The sequence below is a fragment of the Vitreoscilla sp. C1 genome (assembly GCF_002951955.2).
Classification (GTDB): domain Bacteria; phylum Pseudomonadota; class Gammaproteobacteria; order Burkholderiales; family Neisseriaceae; genus Vitreoscilla; species Vitreoscilla stercoraria.
Genome location: NZ_CP019644.2, coordinates 973,492 through 993,008, shown reverse-complemented (window position 1 = coordinate 993,008; position 19,517 = coordinate 973,492). Strand labels below are relative to the sequence as shown.

Below are 19,517 nucleotides of genomic sequence, written 5' to 3'. Positions count from 1 at the left end.
CATCTTTCATAAAACAATGGTAGGCTGTTTATTGTTATTCATACGTATACAAAACCACACACAAGCCTAAAAAAAATAAGATCCAAAGTTTTCAGTTCCTTCGAGCAGTTTAGATTAATTAGCAATGCCATCCACCTAAAGGAGATGCGTGTGAATCAGCCTTTTAATTTTGATCCAAAGAAAATGAACGAAGCCATGGAACAATGGCAAAAATTGTGGCTATCGGGCTGGCAGCCTGCACAAAAGGCTTCTCCACCACCAACACCTGTATTTGACAACAGCGCTTGGCAAAACATGTTGAACCAGCAAACGGAATTGTGGCAAAAAAATTTAACCAAAATGTTTTCCATGTCTGGTCATCAAGGTGTGGCAAATCCATTTGGTACGTTTAACCCATTAAACAATACCCCAGAAGCTTGGCAACAATTGCCTTTTTTCCAAAACATGCAAAAAATGTATGAGCACACTTGCGATTTTGTGGAACAACAATTAGAAAAAAATCCCGCTTATGCAAAGTTGTCTGCAGACCAGCAAGACAATATCAGTTTCATGACTCGTCAATATTTGTCAGCATTGCATCCTAACAATTATCTGATGACCAACCCTGACGCCCTACAAGAAGCCTATCAAACCCAAGGTCAAAGCTTGGTAAAAGGCATGCAAAATTATTTATCTGACTTGGAAAAAGGCCGCATCACCATGTCAGAAGAAGCAAGTTTTGTAATGGGTGAAAACATCGCTGCTACCGCTGGCAAAGTGGTTTTAAAAAACGAATTGATTGAATTGATTCAATACACGCCCACTGCTGCCAAAGTCTATGCCAAGCCTTTGTTGATTGTGCCGCCTTGCGTCAATAAATATTATTTGATGGATTTAGGTCCTCAAAAATCTTTGGTTGAATACTATGTTGAGCAAGGCTATAACGTCTTTTTAGTGTCTTGGCGCAGTGCCGTGGAAGAAACCAAACACTTTACTTGGGATACCTATGTTGAGCGTGGTGTCATCAGTGCCATCAATGCCGTTGCCAGCATTACCAAACAAGAAAGCATCAATGCCTTAGGCTTTTGTATTGGTGGTTTGATTTTGTCTACGGCATTGTGTGTGATGAAAGCCCGTGGCGAACAGCGTGTGGACAATTTGATTTTGATGACATCGATGGCAGACCATACCGAGCCAGGCGATATCAAATACTTCTTGTCTGAAGATGTGGTGCGCATGCGTGAAGCGAAAATAGCACAAGGCGGCATCATCAGTGGTTTAGAGTTACAGGCCACTTTCTCAGCTTTGCGCCCTGATGATTTGATTTGGAATTATGTGCAAAACAATTATTTGAAGGGCAAAACCCCGTCTTCATTTGATTTATTGTATTGGAACAATGATTCTGTCGATTTGCCATTGCCAATGCATACCTTCTTCTTGCGTCAATTTTATTTGAACAATGCTTTGACCAAACCAGGCAGCATGAGTGTTTGTGGCGTACCGATTGATTTGGCGCATTTGGATATGCCAATTTACTTCTTCTCCGCCGAAGCCGATCACATCGTGCCTTGGTTGGCGGTATATTCAGGCTTACCTTTGTATGGTGATGCTGCCGAACGCCGTTTTGTGTTGGGAGAATCAGGTCATATTGCAGGTGCTATCAATCCTGTTTCTAAAGACAGACGCAGTTATTGGACAGGCAATATTGAAGGCAAAACAGCAGAACAATGGCGCGCCAGCGCAGAAAATCACAAAGGCAGTTGGTGGAAAGACTTGAATACTTGGTTGTCTAACCGCTCAGGAAACTTGGTTGCTGCCCCACGTACATTGGGCAACACCTCACACAAAGCCGTGGCAGAAGCCCCAGGCGAATATGTACAAGCCAAAGCCATGAATGTGGTTAAAGCTCATTTGGTGTAAATTATCCAAACACCAATCATTACAATGGAGAACAATATGACTGAAGTAGTAATCGTTGCAGCAAAACGTACCGCCATCGCCAATTTCGGTGGCAGCTTGGCAAGCTTGAAAGCCGCTGATTTGGGCGCCACTGTGATCAAAGCCTTGCTAGAAGAAACTGGCGTTAAAGCTGTGGACGAAGTGATCTTGGGTCAGGTTTTGACTGCAGGTGCAGGTCAAAACCCAGCCCGTCAAGCGGCCTTAAAAGCAGGTTTGGGCATCGAAACCCCTTGTATGGTCATTAACCAAGTGTGTGGTTCAGGCTTGAAAGTGACCCATTTGGGCGCACAAGCAATCAAATCAGGCGATGCTGACATCGTGATTGTTGGTGGCCAAGAATCCATGTCTCAATCACCTTACTTGATGCCAGCGGCGCGCAATGGCTTGCGCATGGGCGATGGCAAAATTGTTGACTCTATGGTGTCTGACGGTTTGACCGATGTGTATAACAATTATCACATGGGTATTACCGCTGAAAACATTGCTGAAAAATACAATATCAGCCGCGAAGCACAAGACCAATTGGCTGTGGCATCACAAAACAAAGCCGAAGCGGCACAAACTGCGGGCAAATTCCAAGGTGAAATCGTGCCTGTATCGATTCCACAGCGCAAAGGTGATCCAATTGTGTTTGACACCGATGAGTTCATCAAAAAAGGTGCCACCATCGAATCTATCAGCAAACCAAAACCTGCTTTCAAAAAAGACGGCACAGTGACCGCAGCCAATGCATCAGGCATCAACGATGGCGCAGCAGCAGTGATGTTGATGTCTGCTGAAAAAGCAGCTGAATTGGGTTTGAAACCATTGGCGAAAATCGTCGCTTACGCATCAGCTGGTGTTGAGCCTGAAATCATGGGCATGGGTCCTGTACCTGCGGTACAAAAAACTTTGGCAAAAGCGGGTTGGACTTTGGACGAAGTGGATTTGATTGAAGCGAACGAAGCGTTTGCAGCACAAGCTTTGGGTGTGGCGGGCGAATTGAATTTTGACTTGAGCAAAGTCAATGTCAACGGCGGTGCGATTGCTTTGGGTCACCCAATTGGTGCTTCTGGTACCCGTATTTTGGTGACTTTGTTGCACGAAATGCAACGCAGCGAAGCCAAAAAAGGCTTGGCGACTTTGTGTATCGGCGGTGGCATGGGCGTGGCTTTGGCAGTTGAACGCGTGTAAATCTGTTTGATTGCAATACCATCAAGCGTCCTGTAAAAGTTTACAGGACGCTTTTTGTATCTGTTTAATATATCCAACAATCAGAACTGTCACTGTGAAAAAATTCTAATTTAATATTATTAAAATCTTTGTTCACGGCTTGGCACATTTTTGCGATTCGTTTTGTCACATGGTCGCAATAATCTTGGTTATTTTCAAAGACAGATATAGCTATTCTGTTTACATTTGATTTAAGAATTTGCTTTAAGATATGGTCATCTTGCTCACCAAAACCCCAACCATAAATGGTTAAAGATTCTTTCATTTTAGGAATCACCTCATGGTAAACAGTCGACAAATACGAACTATTGTGAATGGCGGTTTCTTTTTGTTTCGTCTCACCCTCACTAACAAATATCGGCACACTCTCGCCATCATTCCAAACTCTAAAAATGCTTGCTAGCAAATTGTCCCCTGCGCCGCCGCCCTTTACCTTAAATTCATACTCTTCAATATCTCTCGTCAAAATCAAATTGCCATGAGGATAAAAAACCAATGTATTAGACCATGCTCGATCAAGCGTACGACAACTCTCCCAATTTTGATTAAACTGCCCATAGCCATTAAAACAATCTTTATAAGTATGCATACGACCATTATTTTTATTCTTATTATTGCCCCACATCATCATCCAATAAATCAGCAAATCATAATTCAGTGAAATAAGAGTTTTAAATTGAGATGAGAACTTATGCATTTTTTCAAATTTATCTATCACTGAATCATAACTTGGGTGATTTTGTTGGATAGTTTGAATCAGGCAATCTCGGATATTTTGGTAAGCTTCTTCAGCAATTGTACCGTCTGGCACTTTTAAAATTTTATTAACTGTATTCGCTTGCCAAACCAATCTCAAAACCAATTCAAAATCATCGGTTTTAAAATTTTTGAATAAATCATTAACACTATCAATCATAAGACCTGCTCTGCAAGCTTTGTCTTTAAGATTTTTGTAATTAAAATCACCCGAAATAGCGATACTCGCACCATTACCCAAAAGAATAGAACCATTTTCATAACGGCTTGCAATATCCTGCCAATCATAAATTTCACGAACCATTTCCCCTCCAGCCTTCTTCAATCCAGCCTTCTTCAATATCAAATTCTATTTATAATATATGCGGATTCAACCGGTCAGCGCAACACCAATCCTACTTTTTATGTTAAAAGGATTGTTATGGTTTCCATACATGGAGCAATGACTGATGAACGTAAGAAACGAATCTGGTTTCTATGGAAGCAGGGAAAGCCTATGGCCTTCATTGCCAAAGACATTATGAAACCACCTGCGACCGTTTACTCATTTCTAGAATACCATGGTGGTATTGAACCTGATATTCGACGCCGAAAAGCGACCGATTTAACCTTGCAAGAGCGCGAATGCATTTCTCGAGCATTGGTAGCAGGACTGAGTTTAAGAGCCATAAGTCGCCAATTAAATCGATCGCCATCGACCATTTCGCGTGAGGTTTCACGTAATGGAGGTGCTCATAAATACAGGGCTTATTTAGCAGAGCAATTGGCTTTAAAGAAAGCAAAAAGGCCAAAATCTTTTATTTTATAAAGCAATTCATTATTAAAACAGATGGTTATTGATAAACTGTCATGTTGTTGGTCTCCCGAACAAATAGCAGGCTGGCTGAAATTCATACAGTTTCCTCATAATCCATCGATGCATGTTTCTTATGAAACCATATACAAATCACTGTATCTGCTGAAAAAAAAACATTCTGCCTCCAAAGCTAAAAAGACATCTTCGCAGAAAAAGAATGTTTCGCCACGCCCGCAATCATCACAACTCTGGTAAGCAGCAGATTCCAAATTTAAAGTCAATTTGGGACCGCCCTAAAGAGATTAAAGACAGACAGTATGTTGGTCATTGGGAAGGAGATATGATTATTGGCACATTAGCTTCAGCAATAGTGACTTTGGTAGAACGCAAATCTCGTTATACATTGCTAGGTAAAACGGCTGATAAAAAATCCATATCTGTTATAAAGGCTGTCATTGACCAATTAGCTGGATTACCTTCATCCATCAGGCAAACACTGACTTGGGATAGAGGTCATGAAATGTCTAAACACCATCTTTTAACTGCTCAATGCAATATGTCTGTTTATTTCTGTGATGCTAGCAGTCCTTGGCAAAAAGGCACAAATGAAAATACAAATGGGCTTTTAAGACAATATTTACCCAAAGGTAAAAATCTTGGTCTTTATTCACAAGAACAATTAGATAAAATTGCTTTGCAACTTAATACTAGGCCGAGAAAAATCTTGGGCTTTAAAACACCTCTTGAGGTCTTTCAAACAGGTGTTGCGCTGACCGGTTGAATCCGCATATACCAAACAACTAAATACAAATAAGCGTCCTGTAAAGGTTTACAGGACGCTTATTTAATCTTTCAAAGCATTGATTATCTTACATATTTCAATGCAAACCCAATTTGCCCGCCACATAATCGGCATCTTTGTCACCACGACCCGATACATTGACCACAATCTTGGTTTCAGGGCTAAGTTTTGGTGCTTCACGCAAAGCCCATGCCACAGCGTGTGAGCTTTCTAAAGCAGGCACAATGCCTTCCACTCGTGACAAAGTCATGAATGCATCCAAACATTCTTGATCGGTGGCGGTTTCATATTGCACCCGACCCAAATCCTTGAGCAACGAGTGTTGCGGACCCACACCAGGATAATCCAAGCCCGATGCAATCGAATGCACAGGCAACGGCTGACCTTGTTCGTCTTCTAAAACATAACACGCCATGCCGTGAATGTGGCTAGGCTTGCCCAAAGTCAAAGTTGCTGAATGTTGCATCGTCTCTAAGCCCAAACCCGCAGGCTCGACACCCACCAATTTGACCGCAGCATCATTCAAAAATGCCGTAAACGCCCCCATCGCATTCGAGCCACCACCGACACACGCCACCACATAATCAGGCAAAGCATCAAAACGCTCTTGTGTTTGCACCTTGATTTCCTCGCCAATAATGGCTTGAAAATCACGCACCATCATTGGAAATGGATGCGGTCCCACGACCGAGCCAATGGCATAAATATAATTTTTAGGGTCTTTCAAATACGCTTCAAATGCACTGTCTACGGCATCTTTCAGCGTTGCAGTCCCACGGGTCACCGCAATCAATTGAGCGCCCAAAATCTTCATTTTCACGACATTCGGATGCTCTTTTTCAATGTCGACTTGTCCCATATGAATTTCACATGCAATACCAACCAAAGCACAAGCGGTTGCCAAAGCCACACCGTGTTGACCTGCGCCCGTTTCGGCAATCACTTTGGTTTTGCCCATGTATTTGGCCAGCAATGCTTCGCCCAAACAGTGGTTGATTTTGTGGGCGCCTGTGTGGTTCAAATCTTCACGTTTCAAATAAATTTGCGCCCCACCCAATTTTTCAGACAAGCGTTTGGCATGAAACAAAGGGCTAGGACGACCGACATAATGTGCAAACAATTCTTTCAATTCGGTTTGAAACGCTTCGGTTTGGCGAATTTCTTGATAAGCTGCATTGATATCATCCATCGCTTGCTTCAAATCATCTGGAATAAATTGACCACCGTATACGCCAAAAAAGCCTTCGTCATTAGGCAAAGCAATACCATTAATCTGTTGTTCCATTGGTTTTCCTATTTTCGTCACCATTTCATCATCTCGATTTAACTACCCAATTTGGGTAATCACAGCAATCAGAACATAACCTGATTCACCCATCAATTCAACTTTATTTTGGTTCAATATCATCCAATTGACAGGCTGCCTAGATTCATTTTTTGGATACGCTTGTATATTGTTCACGGCATCTGCCAATATGCAGCACGACCCAATACAAGCGTCCTGTAACATTTATGCACGCCATTCAAGGTTTTTTAAACATCCACAAATTGCCCATCAAAATCAAAATCATGCCCACGATGGCTGTCACATGCCACTGGTATCCTTCCCACACGGTCGAAATGCCCAATGCCACCAAGGGAAACAACAATGTTGCATAAGCCGAACGGGCGGCACCCAAGCGTTTGACCAAAGAAAAATAAGCGGTAAATCCAATCACCGAGCCGAATATGGCCAAATACAATAAAGACCATGTGAAAGTCATTTCCTGCCATGGTACTTGCAAAGTCGTGCCCGTTATTTTGGCTAAAAACCACAACACCACCACACCATACATCATGGCATAAGCATTGCTGGAAAACACATCCAAGCCATGGCGTTGATGGCGCAAGCTGAGCATATTGCCCAAAGAAAAGCCCAAAGTCCCCAAGAGCGACAAAGCCACGCCTTTTAATTGTCCCATATCCCCATTTTGCCAATTCCACTCTTGCCAAAAGAGCAATACCATACCCGCTAAGCCTAACAATGCCGCAGGTATCAATTGGCGGCTTGGTTTTTGTTTAAAAAACAACCACGCAAACAAGGCATTAAAAAACACCGCCATCGAAAAAATCACCGACTCCAAGCCTGAATGGATGTATTGTACTGCCGTATAAAAACACACAAAATTCAAACTGAACACGCACAGACTTTGTAACAAACACATCACATGGTCTTGCCATGACAAGCGCTGCAAACGCCGACACAGGCATAAACCGCCAAAAAATACCGGCCAACGGTGGCACATAATGGCTTTGTAAAGTAATGCCTATCCATGTTGTCCCCCAAATCAACACTACCGCCACATACAATATTGCATTCATTCCACACCTGCCACAGTTTCAAAAAACCACTCAATTGTGACCGACTCGCTGGTTTCAAACTGCCACTTTCTTGTGTTTCGCTTGCCTGTTCTTGCGTTTATTTAATACAAGCGTCCTGTAAGCTTACGGTTTTGTTTACAATCACCCTTCCATTGAATACAGAGCCGCAGTCATGGTTTACCAAACCCGACACATTTTAGAACACACCCATGCCAAGCTGCATGACAGTTTGAGTTTGAATGCAGGCATGCAATTGGCACATTGGTCTAATGAGCAAGACCGTGTCAAAGTCTTAAGCAATCACCATACTTTGAGTTTGTACATCCGAGATGGTTATGAGAGTTACCACAAAACGGCTCATGGTTGGAAAAATGGCGGTGCGCCTGATCATTTTTGTTTGATGCCGCAAGGACAAGCAAGCGAATGGGACATTCGTGGGCGTTTGGGCTTTGTGCATTTGTATTTTACCGCAGCCCATGTACGCGATTTGTCCATTCAAATTTGGGACAAAGAGCCACTGAGCATCAGTTTAAACGAACACACTTTTGCACAAGACCCTCACATTAGCAGCGTGTACCGTTTGTTTTTACTCAACCAAGATTGGCATGAACCGAGTCAACATTTGCAAATCAGCAGCGCCAATACCTTGTTGATTAACCATGTTTTACAACATTACAGCAGTGTAAAATGGGCGTTACCACGTATCAAAGGAGGTTTGTCACCGAGCAGCTTGCGCACCGTCACCGCCTATATTGATGCCCATTTACAGGACGCTTTGAGCATACAAGACTTGGCTACAATCACTTGTTTGAGCCCATACCATTTTGCACACATGTTCAAAGCCAGCACAGGGCAATCACCGCACCAATATGTTTTACAGCGCCGTTTAGAACATGCCAAAAATTTAATGGCATACCCACCCTATTCACTCACAGACATTGCCAGCGCTTGTGGCTTTGCCAGTTCTAGCCATTTCAGCCGCCGCTTCAAACAATATTTTGGTATCACACCATCACAATATCGCTAAATTTGGCAGAATAAAATGCTTTTATCATCAAATCAACCAGCACAGACTACAATGCCACTTTAATATTATTAAAGCACATTGACATGCTTGCGCTATACTCCTAGCATTAAATAGCCATTTTGCAAGCAGTTGCTCAAGGAAGACATGTCTGCGCAATATTTTTGTTTCCAATTCTCGGTTTTGACGGCATGGTCTTTGTGCATCAGCATCGCTCATGCTCATAATTTACGGGGCTTAGACAGCAGTCGCAGCAATCCCGAATTGGTAGCCAAAGCCATTTTAAATACCGATCACAGCCAGTTGCAGCATGAAACGGTTGTGCGTGAAAACTGGGTGGATGAACAACACCATCAAGCCAGAGGCCAACTGAGTACTTGGGCGCACCATATGGATGATTGGTTTGGCGAACCTGACGAAGACAAGCCCGCGTCTGCGAGAGTGCGGGCGATTTTAGACCAAAGTTGGAGCCCGACTGATGGCTATAAAGTCAAACCACGCATACGCGGCAGCATTAAATTGCCGACTTTAAAAAAACGTTTAAGTCTGGTGTTTGGCGATGAACATTTAGAAGACGAATTCCAACAAGCGGCTCATCTACGCAATACCCCAATGCCTTTAAATGAACAAGAAAAAAACCAAGTTCAAAAAGACACTTCCAGAAATCAATCTTTGGCTTTGCGCATGTCCAAACAAACCAAACGCCTAGGTCTAGATACCGATTTAGACGTTGGTATTCGCAGCGGAAACGATGTGTATTTGCGTGCCAAGGTCGGTAAAGATTGGCAATTGAATGACACACAGAGCATTCGTGCAGAACAAATTTTGCGTTACGGCAGCGACAGCCAATTGCATGCACGTGCCAATTTAGAATGGCGCAAACAAGTGTTTGAACAACATTTTTGGTCCAACCAATTGCATATTGGTTATGAAGATGAGAATCAAGATTTAGGCTTAAAATGGGGCAATAATTTGTTTGCCGAACACAGTTTTTTTAAAAATCAGCGTTTAAGCTATGGCATCAGTACCAATGGTTCTGAGAAAAAACAACATTTAAACAGTTATGGTCCATTTGTCTCATGGCGACAACCTGTTTTGCGCGATTGGTTTTTTATGCAAGGCGATGTGAATTACCAAAATGATCGCAATGCCGATCGTGGTCATGAATTGGGTACGTTTATGCGCATGGAAGCCATTTTTTAAACTGATGGCACATACCGATATGGCACCACACAAAAGCCGCCTTGAAAGCGGCTTTTGTAGATTTTAACCGTTTGCTATCTTACAAAGGCAAAACCGTTTTGCCATAACGCTTGTTAATCATGATGGCGGAAGCTTCATAAAAAGCAATCGAACCACACACAATCCCCACCCAACCGGCAACGGCCAAAATGGTTTTACTGGCGGCAAAATTGCTCGCTGCCAACAAAAAGAACAAAATGCTCAATGAACCAAACAACAATTTACCCACCATCGGACCTTTTAAGGTCTGAATGAAATTCACCACAGTGAACAAACCCCACATAGTCAAATAACAACCCATAGCATTGCCATCGGTTTTTTCCACACCAGCCAAAGGCGCCAACCACGTCACCACCAAAGTCAACCAAAATGCGCCATACGCCATAAAAGCGATACTGCCAAAATCATTGCCTTTTTTCCATTCCATGACGCCTGCAATAAATTGCGCACCGCCGCCAAAGAAAATGCCCATACCAATGATCATGCTGTTCACAGGGAAAAATCCTGCGTTGTGAATGTTCAACAAAATGGTGGTCATGGCAAAGCCAAACAAACCCAATGGACCTGGGTTGGCTGTGTAATCGTGTGATGCTGTGTGCATTTTGTTCCGCTCTGTGGTTTTTAATTCAGCCGCATCATACTTATAAATAAAATAAAATCAAGACATTTATTTACTTGTTATTAAAGAAGATAAACTTTAAAAACCGAGTTTAAATGGCAAATAAACCAGCAAAAATCAGAATAAATCAATGCGCATCAAAGATTTAATTTTAAAAAATCTGAATATTAATTCATTAATATTCAGATTTTAAAATAATGCCAATACAAAAAAAAACCTTGCTGTTAGCAGCAAGGTTTTTGGAAATTCAATCTTTCAATTGGGTGCCATGAATTTGCCCATCAAGCGATAACGGCTGCTTGGAAACCACAAGCGTACAAACGTGACAATCTGCCCTTGGCTCCAAGTGCGGCGTTGCACCACCAAACAAGGCTCGCCTTTGGGCATATACAAAGCTTCGGCAATGAATTTAGGCGGCATCAATGCTTCGACAATGTGTTCACCTTCACTAAATGGTGTCGTCGCAGTCAAATAATCATGTGGCGTGGTATGCTGAAAATCTTGCTGTAAATATGTCGGCGCCATCGCAGGATTGACCCAACGGTCTTCAAACTGTACCGCTCGACCATCTTCATCATGCACCATTTGCGAATGAAACACCGCTGCACCTTGCACCAAACCCAAAGCCGCAGCCATCTCCGCTTCAGCCGCCACACATTCCAATTGCAACACATGACAACAATGTACATGACCACGCAGACGAATTTCATCGGCAATGCTGTTGACTTCAAACAAAGCCGATTGCGCTTTGGGCTCTGCCACAAACGTGCCCACACCTTGCAAACGCACCAAACGCCCCTCATCGGTTAATTCACGCAAAGCCCGATTGATGGTCATGCGTGAAAAACCAAATTGCGCCACCAATTCGTTTTCAGATGGCAAACGTTGATTCACTTGCCACTGACCGCTGTTGATGTGTTGCAAAATATGTTGTTTGACTTGTTCATACAAAGGTTGTGGCGTATTCAAACTCATGGCATTCGCTTGCAATAGTATTTTCATAGTTGATATTGTACGATAATTCAGAACAATAAGCGTCCTGTAAGTGTTTACAGGACGCTTAATATGATTTCATTTACATCAACATTACGCCAAACTGCACAAGATTTGTTGTGGCAATAAATCACTCAATTGGCGTTGTGCCAGTAAGTCAGCTGCCGCTTCAATGTCAGGTGCAAAAAAACGATCTTCTTCATAAAATGGGACTTGTTCACGCAAAATCGAGCGCGCTTGTTCCAAAGCAGCAGTGGTTTTCAAGCCTTCACGCAAATCCAAACCTTGGCAGGCACCGAGCCACTCAATGGCGACAATATGACGCACATTCGCCGCCATTTCCCACAAACGCGCGCCTGCTCGTGGCGCCATCGACACATGGTCTTCTTGGTTGGCGGAGGTGGGAATGCTGTCTACCGAATTGGGAAACGCCAAAGCCTTGTTTTCGCTACAAAGCGCGGCTGCGGTCACTTGTGCAATCATAAAGCCCGAATTCACGCCACCATTGTTCACCAAAAACGGTGGCAATTGTGACATGTGTTTGTCCATCATCATCGAAATACGACGCTCAGACATCGAGCCAATTTCCGCCAAAGCCAAAGCCAAATTGTCGGCTGCCATCGCCACAGGCTCGGCATGGAAATTACCGCCCGACAACACATCACCCGTATCGGCAAACACCAATGGATTGTCCGAAACGGCATTGGCTTCCACTTCTAAAACTGCCGCCGCTTGACGCAATTGCGTCAAACACGCGCCCATCACTTGCGGCTGACAACGCAAACAATACGGGTCTTGCACTTTGCCACAATGCTCGTGCGAATGACTCACTTCGCTTTCATTGCCCAATAAATGGCGATACACACTGGCTGCGTCGATTTGTCCTTGTTGACCACGCACCGCATGAATGCGTGCATCAAACGGCGTACGCGAACCCAAGGCCGCTTCCACTGTTAACGCGCCTGTCACCGAAGCAGCAGCATACAAATCTTCCGCTTCAAACAAGCCTTGCAATGCAAAAGCGGTCGACACTTGCGTACCATTTAAAAGTGCCAAACCTTCTTTGGGTGCCAACTCAATCGCTTCAATGCCTGCTTGTTTCAAAGCATCTTGAGCCGACAACCATTGACCGTTAAAACGCGCTTTGCCGTCACCCAACAACAGCAAACTCATGTGTGCCAAGGGTGCCAAATCGCCCGATGCACCGACCGAACCTTTTAAAGGAATGTGTGGATACACTTGCGCGTTAACAAGCGCCATCAAATGGTTCAATACCACACGGCGTATGCCTGAAAAACCGCGCGCCAAACTGTTGATCTTCAAAACCATAATCAAGCGAACCAAATCGTCGCTCAAGGCTTCACCGACGCCTGCCGCATGACTCAACACAATCGAGCGTTGCAATTTTTCCAAGTCTTCGTTGGCAATGCGGGTGGAGGCGAGCAAACCAAAACCCGTGTTAATACCGTAAGCAGTACGGTTTTCCGCCACAATTTGGTTCACACATGCCACCGATTGCTCAATATTGGCATCGGCATTCGGATGCAATTGAATCTGTACGTCATTTTCAAACACATGACGCAATTGTGCCAAAGTCAAAGTACCCGGTTCTATCATCAATGTATTCATATTATTGCCCATTCATCAATTTATTGGATTGTCGTAGCATCAAGCGCCCTGTAAATGTTTACAGGACGCTTGATGCTTCACATGTTGATCATCAGCCTGTAATCATCGGCAAATTCAAACCTTGCTCTTTGGCACAATCAATGGCGATGTCGTAACCTGCATCAGCGTGACGCATCACACCAGTGGCTGGATCATTGGTCAATACGCGGGCAATGCGCGCCGCCGCTTCGTCAGTACCATCACACACAATCACCACGCCCGAGTGTTGCGAAAAACCCATGCCCACGCCACCACCATGATGCAAAGACACCCACGTCGCACCGCCTGCGGTATTCAATAAAGCATTCAAAAGCGGCCAATCTGATACTGCATCCGAGCCGTCTTGCATGGCTTCGGTTTCACGGTTCGGGCTTGCCACCGAGCCTGAGTCCAAATGGTCACGCCCAATCACAATCGGTGCCGACAATTCGCCTGAACGCACCATTTCATTGAACGCCAAACCCAATTTGGCACGCCAGCCCAAACCCACCCAACAAATGCGCGCAGGCAAACCTTGGAAAGCAATGCGTTCGCGCGCCATATCCAACCAACGGTGCAAATGTGCATCATCAGCAATCAATTCTTTAACCTTGGCGTCGGTTTTGTAAATGTCTTCCGCGTCTCCCGACAACGCCACCCAACGAAACGGTCCCACGCCACGGCAGAACAATGGGCGAATGTAAGCTGGTACAAAAGCTGGGAAATCAAACGCGTTTTTCACACCCACATCTTGCGCCATTTGACGAATATTATTGCCATAATCAAACGTTGGCACACCCATTTGTTGAAAATCCAACATCGCTTGAACATGCACCGCCATCGATTCTTTAGCGGCCTGTACTATCGCTTCAGGCTCGGTTTTGGCACGCTCTTTGTACTCTTCCCAGCTCATGCCTTGTGGCAAATAACCGTTCAATGGATCATGCGCGCTGGTTTGGTCGGTGACCATATCAGGACGCACACCGCGGCGCACCAATTCTGGCAACACATCCGCTGCATTGGCACACAAAGCAATCGACACCGCTTTGCCTTCTTGCGTGTATTGTTCAATGCGCGCCAAAGCATCGTCCAAATCAGTCGCCTGCTCGTCCACGTAACGCGTGCGCAAACGAAAATCAATACTCGCTTGTTGGCATTCAATGTTGAGTGAACACGCGCCTGCCAACGAAGCCGCCAAAGGTTGCGCCCCACCCATGCCGCCCAAGCCTGCAGTTAAAATCCATTTGCCCGTCAAGTCACCGTTATAATGTTGGCGACCCGCTTCCACAAACGTTTCATACGTACCTTGCACAATGCCTTGCGAACCGATGTAAATCCAACTGCCTGCGGTCATTTGACCGTACATTGCCAAACCCTTGGCATCCAGCTCATTGAAATGTTTCCAATTCGCCCAATGCGGTACCAAATTGGAATTGGCAATCAACACACGCGGCGCGTCTTTGTGGGTTTGGAACACGCCCACAGGTTTGCCCGATTGCACCAACAAAGTTTCATTGTCGTTCAACTCTTTCAAGGTTTCTACGATTTTGTCATAACATTCCCAATTGCGTGCCGCACGACCAATACCACCATACACCACCAATTCTTTCGGATTTTCCGCCACTTCAGGATCCAAATTGTTCATCAACATGCGCAGCGGCGCTTCGGTCAACCAAGATTTGGCATTCAAAGTGGTGCCACGTGGCGCACGAATTTCCACATCACGGAATTTGTTTTGAGCGGTGTCAACAGCTGAATTTGTCATGGCTTCATCCTTTGTTTCTTAGGTGTTGGGTGTTGAGCGCAAAACTTGCGCTAACTTGTATAGACAAGAATATACAAATATTGTAATCTGCATGCAAGTATTTTTTATGCAATTTTTATAAAAAAATTTAAAATCCACACCAAACCGTTGGAAACCGTTCATTGATAAGGATGATGACCATGACCCAAGCACACCAAACCTTGTGGCAAAATGCCACCATTGCCACTTTTGACCCACAAATAGATGATTCATATGGATTATTAACCCATCATGACATCTTAGTTGAAGGCAATCAAATCATTGCCATTGCCCCATCAGGTGAATTATCAGCCGACACCATTTATCCCTTACAGGGCGCTTTGATTACACCGAGCTTAGTCGATTGCCATACCCATTTGGTCTTTGGTGGCAGCCGTGCCAATGAGTGGGAACAACGTCAAAACGGTGTGTCGTATCAAGACATCAGCGCACAAGGTGGCGGCATCAACGCCACCGTCCAAGCCACTCGCGCCATTTCTGAAACAGATTTATTCACACTCAGCCAAAAACGCTTACAAAGTTTTTTGCATGAAGGGGTGGGATTGATTGAAATCAAATCAGGTTATGGTTTGGATTTGGCAACCGAAGCGAAAACCTTGCGCGTGGCACAACAATTGGCACAACATCAAGCCATAGAAATCAGCCGCACCTTGCTTTCTGCGCATGCCATTCCGCCTGAGTTTACAGGACGCCCTGATGAGTATATGAACCACATCATTGAGGTGATTATGCCGATTTTGTGGCAACAAGATTTGTTCGATTGTGTGGATGTGTTTTGTGAAAATGTGGGTTTCAATTTGGCACAAAGCGAACGCTTGTTTCAGGCCGCCCAGCAACTGGGCATTCCCATTAAAGGTCATACCGAACAATTAAGCCTCATGGGCGGCAGTGAATTGGTGGCACGTTTTCAAGGTTGGTCGGCTGACCATGTCGAATATTTAGATGAACAAGGCATACAAGCCATGGCACAAAACGGCACTGTGGCGACCTTGTTACCGGGCGCATTTTACTTTTTACGCGAAACCCAAAAACCGCCGATTGATTTGTTGCGCCAATATGGTGTTGCGATGGCAGTGGCATCAGACTTTAACCCTGGCACCAGCCCATTTGCCTCGCTGCGTTTGGCGATGAATATGGTGTGTGTGCAATTTGGTTTGACACCGTTGGAAGCTTGGCAAGGCGTGACCGTGCATGCTGCGCGCGCTTTGCGCCGTGAACATGATTTTGGCAGCTTGCAAGTGGGTAAACCCGCCCATTTCAACGTGTGGGATACCGACACGCCTGTGGACATTGTGTATGAATTGGGTCGCTCATTTTTAAAACAACGTGTGTTACACGGCAACATCACTGTGGGAGCGTAATATGTGGCAAGCCTCTGATAGCAAAATCTGGCAAGGGCGCGACGACAGCCGCGAAAGCCCTACTGCCAAACGGGTATTTCAAACCATACATTCATTACAAACTTGGCAGCCTGAACAAACTGCTCAACATGTGGCTTTGTTGGGTTTTGCGTCCGATGTCGGAGTGGCGCGTAATTTAGGGCGCGTGGGCGCAGCCAAAGCGCCGCCTGTCTTACGCCAAGCTTTGGCGAATATGGCCAGCCAAACAAGCGCCTATCCTTTGCTTGATGCAGGCGACATTCATTATCCTGATGGTGACTTGGATGCAGCTCAAAACGAATTTGCCCAAGCCGTACAAGCCATTCATGCCCATCAAGGCAAGACTTTGGTTTTGGGCGGTGGCCACGAAACTGCTTTTGCCCACGGCAGCGGCCTGTACGCAGCCTACCCCAACCAGCGCATTGCCATCATCAATTTTGACCCACATTTAGACTTGCGCCGCCACCATCAAGCCACATCAGGCACGCCATTTGCCCAATTAGCCCAATTGGCGCACACTCAAAATCGCCCATTTGATTACACTTGCATTGGTGCCTCTGGTGCTGCCAATACCGCCGCGTTGTTACAGGACGCTGAACATTTGGGCGTGAATATTGTTTGGGACACCGATATACATTGGGGCAATGTTAACGCTGTTTTAAGCCACATCGAACAAGTTTTAAGTCGTGCCGACATCGTTTATTTGACCATAGATTTGGATGTCTTACCCAGCTACCAAATGCCTGCCGTTTCAGCCCCTGCCGCCTTAGGCATTGCGCTAGATTTGCTCATACACTTGATAACACCAATTTTACAAAGTGGGCGCTTGGTTGGCGCAGATGTGGCAGAATTCAATCCTGATTTTGATATCGACAAACAAGGCGCACGGGTGGCCGCACGTTTGCTGTGGCACATTTGGCAAACTTGGCGTTGAAGTGCTTGATATTCATGCCACTGTCTTTTAGCATGTGCCATTTAACCATTTGGAATCACCGCCAAAAGACAGCCATATGAAGCCATTTTTATCCAAATTGGAATTAAAAATCCCACCTGTATTGTTGCTATGGTTTTGCCTTAGCGGCGCTTATGGGCTCGCGTGGCTTTTTCCGGCTGCCCAAATTGTTCAAACGCCCTCTACACATTGGCTGCATATGATGCTGTGCAGCCTCATCGCCTTTATGGGTCTGGCATTCATTGCAGCGGGCGTGATTGCATTCAAACGCCATCAGACCACCGTCAATCCTTGGCAACCTGAAACCAGCGCACATTTGGTGCAAACTGGCATTTATAGGCGAACTCGCAATCCCATGTATGTTGGCTTTGGCTTGATTTTACTGGCTTGGTTGGTGTATTTGGCACATGCCTTCGCCATTTTATGGCTGCCATTTTTCATAGCGTATCTGACTTATTTTCAAATCCTGCCTGAAGAGCGTTTTTTAAACATCAAGTTTCAAGATGCTTTTCAACAATATTGTCAACGAGTCCGCCGTTGGCTTTAATGCCTCTTTAAGCGTCCTGTAAACGTTTACAGGACGCTTAAAAGACCCATGCACATACTCAATGCCCGCAACACCAGCGTTTCAAAATCCATATTTCAATCGAAAATTTCACCGCAACTGGCTCACAAAACGGAATAAACCTTAGCCACCGATGCCAAACAAACGTAAAATACGCCTTTCTCATTGTTTCAAATATGGCCAGTCCATTCACAAAGGTTTTTACACACATGTCACAACATTTTGACACCATCATCATCGGCGGCGGCGCTTCGGGATTTTTTGCAGCGGCTCAATTGGCTGAGCTCAGACCTGATTTGAGCATCGCCATTTTAGAGCGCGGCAAAGACGTTTTGTCCAAAGTCAAAATTTCGGGCGGTGGCCGTTGTAATGTGACGCATGCGTGTTTTGTACCGAATGAATTGACCAAGTTTTACCCGCGTGGCGAACGCGAATTGAAAGGCCCGTTTCATTCGTTTTGTACAGGCGACACGATGGCGTGGTTTGAAAACCGTGGCGTGCGTTTGAAAATTGAAGAAGATGGGCGCATTTTCCCAGAGTCAGACGACTCACAAACCATCATTGATTGCTTGATTAAAGCGACTCAAAACGCACAAGTATTAACCAGCACCACCGTTCACAGTCTGTACCAACAAGAAGGCGTGTGGCAATTGATGAGCAATAAAGGCTTGTTCAGCGCCCAAAAGGTGGTGGTCGCCACAGGCAGCAATCCCAAAGTGTGGGAAATGATGGCGACATTGGAACATGACATTGTGCCACCTGTGCCATCTTTGTTCACGTTCAATACCAAAGACAAACGCTTGCAAGACTTAATGGGCGTGGCTGCCAACCCAGTCAATGTCAAAATCAAAGGGCAAAACTTGCAAGCGAAAGGTCCATTGTTGATTACCCATTGGGGCATGAGCGGTCCTGCGATTTTGCGCTTGTCGGCTTGGGGCGCGCGGGCGTTGGCCGATGTGAATTATCAATTTGAGTTGGTTGTTAATTGGACGGCAGAATATACACATGATGAAATCATCGAAGAATTGTTGGCATTCAAACAAGAGCATCCGAAAAAAACCATCAGCAAATACCCACAACACCACATTCCTAACCGCTTGTGGCACAGCTTGGTGCAAGCATCTGGCATTGCCGAAACCTTAATTTGGGCAGACGCCAACAAAAAACAATTGCAACAATTGGCCGAACAAATGACGCAATGCACGTTTCAAATCCATGGCAAAAGCATTTTCAAGGAAGAATTTGTCACCGCAGGTGGCATGGCTTTGAAACAAATCAACTTCAAAACCATGCAAAGCAAATTGCATGAAAATCTGTATTTCACAGGCGAAGTCTTGGACATCGATGCCATCACTGGCGGCTTTAACTTCCAAAATGCGTGGACAACCGGCTTTTTGGCTGCCCAAGCCATTGCCGCCCAATAAGCT

15 protein-coding genes and 1 pseudogene are annotated in these 19,517 nt (G+C 45.0%); 9 read left to right on the top strand and 7 right to left on the bottom strand.

The window, feature by feature from the left end; translation table 11 throughout:
• The first annotated feature begins 144 nt into the window (after positions 1–144).
• Entirely contained in the window at positions 145–1,899 is a 1,755-nt protein-coding gene (locus tag ADP71_RS04855) for an alpha/beta fold hydrolase (protein WP_019958919.1), read from the top strand.
• Between the two features lie 36 nt (positions 1,900–1,935).
• Positions 1,936–3,111, top strand: coding sequence for an acetyl-CoA C-acetyltransferase (locus tag ADP71_RS04850; protein WP_019958918.1), 1,176 nt, complete (start codon positions 1,936–1,938; stop codon positions 3,109–3,111).
• 64 nt (positions 3,112–3,175) lie between these two features.
• Here the strand turns inward: ADP71_RS04850 and ADP71_RS04845 are convergent, their stop codons facing one another.
• Positions 3,176–4,210, bottom strand: coding sequence for a DUF4917 family protein (locus ADP71_RS04845; RefSeq protein ID WP_158667118.1), 1,035 nt, complete (start codon positions 4,208–4,210; stop codon positions 3,176–3,178).
• 138 nt (positions 4,211–4,348) lie between these two features.
• On the opposite strand from ADP71_RS04845, the pseudogene ADP71_RS04840 reads away from it, so the two are divergent.
• Positions 4,349–5,483, top strand: a pseudogene (locus ADP71_RS04840) (IS30 family transposase).
• A gap of 97 nt (positions 5,484–5,580) precedes the next feature.
• On the opposite strand, the gene trpB reads toward ADP71_RS04840, so the two are convergent.
• Both trpB and ADP71_RS04830 read right to left on the bottom strand, forming a co-directional pair.
• Positions 5,581–6,789, bottom strand: a complete 1,209-nt coding sequence (gene trpB, locus ADP71_RS04835) for a tryptophan synthase subunit beta (protein WP_019959078.1) — start codon at positions 6,787–6,789, stop codon at positions 5,581–5,583.
• Positions 6,790–7,027: 238 nt separating this feature from the next.
• Complete coding sequence (locus tag ADP71_RS04830; protein WP_237343044.1) at positions 7,028–7,789, bottom strand: DMT family transporter; 762 nt, start codon at positions 7,787–7,789, stop codon at positions 7,028–7,030.
• A 248-nt stretch (positions 7,790–8,037) separates the two neighbouring features.
• Between ADP71_RS04830 and ADP71_RS04825 the strand changes: the two genes are divergently transcribed.
• On the top strand, positions 8,038–8,892 hold the full coding sequence (locus ADP71_RS04825; RefSeq protein ID WP_171460935.1) for an AraC family transcriptional regulator: 855 nt from the start codon (positions 8,038–8,040) through the stop codon (positions 8,890–8,892).
• Positions 8,893–9,036: 144 nt separating this feature from the next.
• Positions 9,037–10,092, top strand: coding sequence for a hypothetical protein (locus tag ADP71_RS04820; RefSeq protein WP_019959074.1), 1,056 nt, complete (start codon positions 9,037–9,039; stop codon positions 10,090–10,092).
• Positions 10,093–10,171: 79 nt separating this feature from the next.
• On the opposite strand, the gene ADP71_RS04815 is transcribed toward ADP71_RS04820, so the two are convergent.
• The 4 genes from ADP71_RS04815 to hutU form a co-directional block, all read right to left on the bottom strand.
• Complete coding sequence (locus ADP71_RS04815) at positions 10,172–10,732, bottom strand: acetate uptake transporter (protein ID WP_019959073.1); 561 nt, start codon at positions 10,730–10,732, stop codon at positions 10,172–10,174.
• A gap of 273 nt (positions 10,733–11,005) precedes the next feature.
• Entirely contained in the window at positions 11,006–11,725 is a 720-nt protein-coding gene (hutC, locus tag ADP71_RS04810; RefSeq protein WP_040755905.1) for a histidine utilization repressor, read from the bottom strand.
• A gap of 111 nt (positions 11,726–11,836) precedes the next feature.
• Positions 11,837–13,372 carry a histidine ammonia-lyase gene (gene hutH / locus ADP71_RS04805; protein WP_026353658.1) on the bottom strand — a complete coding sequence of 512 codons (1,536 nt, stop codon included), beginning with the start codon at positions 13,370–13,372 and terminating at the stop codon, positions 11,837–11,839.
• A 91-nt stretch (positions 13,373–13,463) separates the two neighbouring features.
• Entirely contained in the window at positions 13,464–15,155 is a 1,692-nt protein-coding gene (hutU, locus tag ADP71_RS04800) for a urocanate hydratase (protein WP_171460934.1), read from the bottom strand.
• Between the two features lie 179 nt (positions 15,156–15,334).
• Here hutU and hutI point away from each other — a divergent pair, with 179 nt between their 5' ends.
• From hutI to ADP71_RS04780, 4 genes are all read left to right on the top strand, one after another.
• Entirely contained in the window at positions 15,335–16,555 is a 1,221-nt protein-coding gene (hutI, locus tag ADP71_RS04795) for an imidazolonepropionase (RefSeq protein ID WP_019959069.1), read from the top strand.
• A 1-nt stretch (position 16,556) separates the two neighbouring features.
• On the top strand, positions 16,557–17,507 hold the full coding sequence (gene hutG / locus ADP71_RS04790; protein ID WP_171460933.1) for a formimidoylglutamase: 951 nt from the start codon (positions 16,557–16,559) through the stop codon (positions 17,505–17,507).
• A 217-nt stretch (positions 17,508–17,724) separates the two neighbouring features.
• Entirely contained in the window at positions 17,725–18,072 is a 348-nt protein-coding gene (locus ADP71_RS04785) for a methyltransferase family protein (RefSeq protein ID WP_169708877.1), read from the top strand.
• A 227-nt stretch (positions 18,073–18,299) separates the two neighbouring features.
• Positions 18,300–19,514 carry an NAD(P)/FAD-dependent oxidoreductase gene (locus ADP71_RS04780; RefSeq protein WP_019959066.1) on the top strand — a complete coding sequence of 405 codons (1,215 nt, stop codon included), beginning with the start codon at positions 18,300–18,302 and terminating at the stop codon, positions 19,512–19,514.
• Positions 19,515–19,517: the final 3 nt, after the last annotated feature.

Coding starts and splice junctions, on each gene's coding strand:
- ADP71_RS04855 (WP_019958919.1), top strand. CDS start 145: ATGCGTGTGAATCAGCCTTTTAATTTTGATCCAAAGAAAATGAACGAA.
- ADP71_RS04850 (WP_019958918.1), top strand. CDS start 1,936: ATGACTGAAGTAGTAATCGTTGCAGCAAAACGTACCGCCATCGCCAAT.
- ADP71_RS04845 (WP_158667118.1), bottom strand. CDS start 4,210: ATGGTTCGTGAAATTTATGATTGGCAGGATATTGCAAGCCGTTATGAA.
- trpB (WP_019959078.1), bottom strand. CDS start 6,789: ATGGAACAACAGATTAATGGTATTGCTTTGCCTAATGACGAAGGCTTT.
- ADP71_RS04830 (WP_237343044.1), bottom strand. CDS start 7,789: ATGTGCCACCGTTGGCCGGTATTTTTTGGCGGTTTATGCCTGTGTCGG.
- ADP71_RS04825 (WP_171460935.1), top strand. CDS start 8,038: ATGGTTTACCAAACCCGACACATTTTAGAACACACCCATGCCAAGCTG.
- ADP71_RS04820 (WP_019959074.1), top strand. CDS start 9,037: ATGTCTGCGCAATATTTTTGTTTCCAATTCTCGGTTTTGACGGCATGG.
- ADP71_RS04815 (WP_019959073.1), bottom strand. CDS start 10,732: ATGCACACAGCATCACACGATTACACAGCCAACCCAGGTCCATTGGGT.
- hutC (WP_040755905.1), bottom strand. CDS start 11,725: ATGAGTTTGAATACGCCACAACCTTTGTATGAACAAGTCAAACAACAT.
- hutH (WP_026353658.1), bottom strand. CDS start 13,372: ATGAATACATTGATGATAGAACCGGGTACTTTGACTTTGGCACAATTG.
- hutU (WP_171460934.1), bottom strand. CDS start 15,155: ATGACAAATTCAGCTGTTGACACCGCTCAAAACAAATTCCGTGATGTG.
- hutI (WP_019959069.1), top strand. CDS start 15,335: ATGACCCAAGCACACCAAACCTTGTGGCAAAATGCCACCATTGCCACT.
- hutG (WP_171460933.1), top strand. CDS start 16,557: ATGTGGCAAGCCTCTGATAGCAAAATCTGGCAAGGGCGCGACGACAGC.
- ADP71_RS04785 (WP_169708877.1), top strand. CDS start 17,725: ATGATGCTGTGCAGCCTCATCGCCTTTATGGGTCTGGCATTCATTGCA.
- ADP71_RS04780 (WP_019959066.1), top strand. CDS start 18,300: ATGTCACAACATTTTGACACCATCATCATCGGCGGCGGCGCTTCGGGA.